The following is a 5,276-nucleotide window of genomic DNA, read 5'->3' as shown; positions in this document are numbered from 1 at the left end:
TTATTACGGCTGGAGCTGGCCAGTGGTGTTCAATTGCAGCAGGCAGTTAACTACTACCGGCAGTTGCCAGGGGTTCGCTTTGTTGAACCTGATTATCTTGTCAAAAAACAACAAATTCCAAATGATCCGCAATTTAACCTGCAGTGGCATCTAAGCCAGGCTCAAGGCATTAACGCGCCGGCTTTCTGGCAGCAGAGCACGGGTGAGCAACAGCTGGTGGTGGCTGTGGTTGATACGGGGGTAGCGTATAATCATCCTGATTTACAGGCCAACCTCTGGCGTAACCCGTTAGAGACGGTTAACGGCGTTGATGATGATGGTAATGGCTATATTGATGATATTTATGGCATTGATACCGCAAATAATACCAGTGATCCGACCGATCAAGATGGTCATGGCAGCCAGATAAGCGGCATTATTGCGGCGACAACTAATAATACCCTGGGCGTTGCCGGAGTGAACTGGCAATTGCAGGTATTACATTGCAAATTTTTAGATGAAACAGGCACTGGCTTTGTGAGTGATGCCATCGCCTGTCTGGATTATCTACTGGATTTAAAACAGCGATATAACATTAATATTATTGCCAGCAATAACTCCTGGGGTGGCGCCGGTGAGTCGCAGGCCTTGTATGAAGCAATTGCCCGTCATCAGCAGGCCGGTATGTTATTTATTGCCAGTGCCGGCAATAGTGGTAACCAAAGCCCGTTGTATCCGGCGGCCTACGATTTAACCAATATTATCAGTGTCGCGGCCCATGATCAGGCACAAGATAAGGCCAGCTTCAGTAATTATGGTCGTGACTGGGTAGATGTGACAGCACCGGGAGCCGCCATTGTTACCACAGATCTGGACGATGGCTATACCAGCGTGTCCGGTACTTCAATGGCCGCACCGGTAGTCAGTGGGCTGGTGGCCTTACTAAAAGCTGCCGAGCCCGCGCTCAGCTGGCAAGCCCTGCGCGCCAGGTTACTGTTAACCGGTAAAGTCAGCAGCGATCCGCTGATCCGGGATTTCACCACTAGTGGCAAATTGCTATTAGCCAGCAATGTCGGCAGAGCAACGCCAGCAGATAGCGGAGTGCTGGAGTGCCAGACCCCGCCCGCCCGGCGCATTTCACCCGCCACGGAGATCGTTTATTTGCCGGTGGATAGCATGCTGGACATCAGGGTACTGAGTATTGATTGTAATGGTAACGCTATCCAGCCACAGGTTACTGCCGCCAATAATGCTCAGAGCATTGTACTGACCGAGCGCGATAACGCCGAAGATGGTATTTTTGCCGGCCAGTGGCAGTTTAATGGTGAAGCCACAGAGCTTACTTTTGCTGACTCAGAGGTAAGCGTGCTGCCCCGCAATGACGATTTTTGCACTGAGCTTGATAACCTGATGGTGCCGCTTAACCAGTGTAATGCGCTGGTGCAGCTTTATTACGATACCTTGGGCCAGAGCTGGCTGAATAATCAGGGCTGGCTTGAACCTGAGGTTGCGATATGCAACTGGGCAGGCGTAAGCTGCCGCAATGACCAGGTTACGGCACTGGATCTTAGCAATAATAACCTGAGCGGCGAGTTGCCAGCAGCACTTGCTGGCTTAACGGCATTAACAGAGCTCGATTTAAGCTTTAATAGCCTGACAGGCGATTTTCCGACAGTATTGCTGCAACTGCGCAATTTGCAGCAGTTAAGCTTATGGCAAAATGGGTTTTCCGGTGCCATTCCTGCTGCGATCAGTGAACTGAGTGCACTTAGCCAACTCGATTTGTCATTTAATAACTTCAGTGGCGCTTTGCCTGACAGTCTTGGCCAGTTAGCCAGATTGCAACGCCTGTTTGTGGAGTCGAATCAGTTGACTGGCGCCGTACCGTCGGCACTGGCAGCACTGACTGATTTAAAGCTACTATGGTTGGCGGATAATAATTTTAGTGGTACCTTGCCGCAGAATTTTATTGAGCTGACCGGTTTAAGCGCCTTTAGTTATCAGAATACCAGCCTGTGTCCGCCACGAAATCTGGCGTTTTCCAGCTGGCTGGCAGGTATCGCCACGCTGGAGCGCAATAGTCAGTGCGCTAACAGTAGCCCGCAGGTGAGCACCGCTGCGACAATAACTGCACTGGCAGGGGCGATGGTACAGTTGCGTGCGAGCGCAACGGACAGCGATAATGACTTTTTACGTTATCGCTGGCTGCAACTTTCCGGGCCAACCGTAACACTAAGCAGTGCCACCAGCCTGGATGCCAGTTTTACTGCGCCGGCAGTGACCAGCAGTACCAGTCTGGTGTTTAGGTTTACCGCAGATGATGGCATTAGCCAGAGCAGCAGTAATACCACGGTACAGATAAACCCCGCCGTTGCGGCTGGTGCCGCGACTAACAGTGCTAATAGCAGCGGTGGCGGCTTAAGTTTTGTTATGCTATTGCTTGCAGCCTGGGCTGCCCTGGCGCAGATACGGTCTAACCGGCCAGCGTAAACACATTTGAGGTTATTTTGGTTCGAGTATTATTAGCTGTTGTATTGCTGAATGCGGTAATACCCCTGGCGGCGCAGCCCGCTGCTACTTCTATTTCTGTTGCGGCAGCAGTGCCCGCGACAAAGCCTTTAGCTGCGCCCATAGCTGCGCCAACTGTGCCGGAGCTGCTGGCCACAGAGCTGGCCAGCTTTGAGCAGTATTTTAATCAGCAAATGGTGGAACATGGCATCCCTGGGGCCGCCTACGCGGTGGTATACCAGAATAAAATTATCAGTGCCAAGGGTTATGGGGTAAGAGATATTGACGGTGATGCGCCGGTTGACCCTTTTACGGTATTCCGGATTGCTTCTGTCTCAAAAACCTTTGCTGCCGGGCTGGCCAGCCTGCTTGAAGCGCGGGGGCATTTTCGATGGGATGAATCGGTGGTGCAATATATACCTGAGTTTTCTTTTAAAAATATTGCCTATAACCCGCAGTTGAAAATAGAGCATTTGTTGTCGCAAAGCAGTGGGGTAATGCCCAATGCATACGATAATCTGATTGAAGCCAATATTGTACCTGAGCGGATACTACCGCAGTTTCAGAAAATTGACCCTTTGTGTAATCCTGGAAAGTGTTATGGCTATCAGAATGTGCTGTTCAGTTTAATTGAACCTATTATCAGTCAGACCACCAGTAGCGATTATGCAAGCCTGCTGAAGAAAAACATTTTTGAGCCACTGCAACTACCAACGGCTTCCGTAGGCTTAGAAGCCTATTTACTGAATGAAAACCGTGCCAGCCCGCATATTCGGGCCAGAGGGCGATGGCACTCGCGCAATGTCAATCAAAGCTATTATCGGTTTGCACCCGCCGCAGGTGTGAATGCCAGTGTGATTGATTTAAGCCACTGGCTGATTGCCCAGCTGGGCTATTATCCGCAAGTGATGCCGCAAAACGTGTTGGATAAGATTATTGAGAAACGGGTTAAAACGCCGCGAGATTTGCGCCGCAGTAATTGGCGTAATTACTTAACCGAAGCCCATTATGCTCTGGGCTGGCGGGTCTACCAGTTTGGCCCTGAGCAACTTGTTTATCATGGTGGTTGGGTGCAGGGCTTTCGGGCTGAGCTGGCCTATTCACGCGAGCGTGAGCTCGGCCTGGTCATTTTGCTAAATGCTGAGTCAAATGTGGTGAACGAGTTAACGCCAGCCTTTTGGGCGGCAATGTTTGGGGTGTTGCAGCAACATGACAAGACCAAGCTTGCCAATTGTAAGCTAAATAGCGCTGGCGAGCCCCAATGTTAAGGCGCTCAGTCGTTTAGCTGATACACATCCAGCAGAAAGTCGATACTGATGCTGCCGGTGGCCTTTACAAACGCCTGGCGGTTTTCGCTGGTAAACTTCCAGGCCAGCGGTACCATTTGCAGTAAGTTATCTAACTGAGTAGCGTCGGTAATGGTTAACGGGTAGCTGAGACGCTGGCGCTGAATATGAGTGAACCCTGGCTGCTCTTTTATGTCATCACTGTGTAGTTTTACCTCAGAGTACACGGCTTGTTTCATTTCAATTAAATGGTTTGGCCCGGGGTTAACGCTGAGCAGTCTGCCCTGTGGTTTAATAACCCGCTGCAGCTCGGTGCTATCGGATGGTGCATAAACCCGGATCACCCAATCGAAGCTGTTATCGGCAAAAGGCAGTTGATAGGCGCTGGCTACCGCAAAGCGGATATCAGCGTACTGGCGGGCCGCGTATTTTACTGCCGCTTTAGAGATATCAATGCCATACAACTCAGCGCCTGGCGTTAATGCCTGTTGCAAACGGCCGCTGTAATAGCCTTCGCCACAGCCTAAATCCAGGATGCTGCTGGTACTGGTAGCGACGGCGTTGGCCACTTGTGCGTTAATGGCATCAGATAACGGTTGGTAGGCACCACTTTGCAAGAACTCCCGCCGTGCCCCAATCATTTGTTTATTGTCGCCGGGATCTTTCGAGTTTTTATGTTGTACCGGCAATAAATTGACATAGCCTTCTTTAGCCAGGTCGAAACTATGCCTGCTGGCACACTGAAACTGACGACCTGATAACTGTAATGTCTGGTAACAAAGTGGACAAATATACATACTGAGATCCGCTATGATAAACGGCTGCAGTGTAACAGCTTGGCAGCTTTCAGGGCAAAGGCTTGCTATACTGCCAGCACACTTACTATTGCAATATTAACGTTGTTACAGGATTACTTGATGCAGGATTTAGAAATGTGGTCGTTAGATGAGATTTGCGACCATGCGTTTGATATTTTTGAAGAGTTAGCGCCGGATAACCTGAGTGCCGAAGACTATAACGAGTATCAGCAGCAATATGAGCAGCGTGGCTATGTTGATTTGGTGATACCCGGGCCTGAATGGGTAGAGCTGATAATGCAGGATCTGGAGCCTGAGCTGCATTATGAAGCGCAAATAGGCCTAAGCGGTTTGGACGGCAACCCTGACAAAGTATTAGCACGCATTTTATTAAGCCGTGAAAAACACGATGCGCTGTGTCATGCCCAATGGCGGAGCCAGTAATATTTAAAAAATATTAACCCCGCACTTCGTCCTCCGTCGTCTAATAGTTAAACACGGAGGACACCCTATGCAAACACTTCATTATTCAAGCCCTGTTAATACCGTAAACCGGATGATTAGCAGCATCTTGCTGGCCGGGTTAGTTACCTTTAGCCTGTTTGCCATGATGTACCTGTTGATCAAACCCCCGCTGGCTGAGCGGCCATCGCCGAAGATTTTGCCAGTGGTAGAACTCTTTATAACTCCGGAAGACCCGCCGGTT

5 protein-coding genes are annotated in these 5,276 nt (G+C 50.1%); 4 read left to right on the top strand and 1 reads right to left on the bottom strand.

What is annotated here, in order from left to right:
- Positions 1-2,469 (top strand): S8 family serine peptidase (locus ABY802_RS15635; RefSeq protein WP_372628054.1); only part of this gene is annotated, 2,469 nt, incomplete at its 5' end.
- Between the two features lie 17 nt (positions 2,470-2,486).
- On the top strand, positions 2,487-3,755 hold the full coding sequence (locus ABY802_RS15630; protein ID WP_372628053.1) for a serine hydrolase domain-containing protein: 1,269 nt from the start codon (positions 2,487-2,489) through the stop codon (positions 3,753-3,755).
- Positions 3,756-3,760: 5 nt separating this feature from the next.
- On the opposite strand, the gene rlmA is transcribed toward ABY802_RS15630, so the two are convergent.
- Positions 3,761-4,570, bottom strand: a complete 810-nt coding sequence (gene rlmA / locus ABY802_RS15625) for a 23S rRNA (guanine(745)-N(1))-methyltransferase (RefSeq protein WP_372628052.1) — start codon at positions 4,568-4,570, stop codon at positions 3,761-3,763.
- Positions 4,571-4,690: 120 nt separating this feature from the next.
- Here rlmA and ABY802_RS15620 point away from each other — a divergent pair, with 120 nt between their 5' ends.
- Positions 4,691-5,014: a DUF440 family protein gene (locus tag ABY802_RS15620; protein ID WP_372628051.1), complete on the top strand. Its 324-nt coding sequence runs from the start codon at positions 4,691-4,693 to the stop codon at positions 5,012-5,014.
- A gap of 67 nt (positions 5,015-5,081) precedes the next feature.
- Positions 5,082-5,276 (top strand): hypothetical protein (locus ABY802_RS15615; RefSeq protein WP_372628050.1); only part of this gene is annotated, 195 nt, incomplete at its 3' end.

The sequence above is a fragment of the Arsukibacterium sp. genome (assembly GCF_041616895.1).
Classification (GTDB): Bacteria; Pseudomonadota; Gammaproteobacteria; order Enterobacterales; family Alteromonadaceae; genus Alishewanella.
The sequence above is the reverse complement of the archived record's forward strand: the minus strand, read 5'-3'. Positions and strand labels throughout refer to the sequence as shown.

Excerpts from the sequence above, each read along its gene's own strand:
- rlmA (WP_372628052.1), bottom strand. The coding sequence starts at position 4,570 with ATGTATATTTGTCCACTTTGTTACCAGACATTACAGTTATCAGGTCGT.
- ABY802_RS15620 (WP_372628051.1), top strand. The coding sequence starts at position 4,691 with ATGCAGGATTTAGAAATGTGGTCGTTAGATGAGATTTGCGACCATGCG.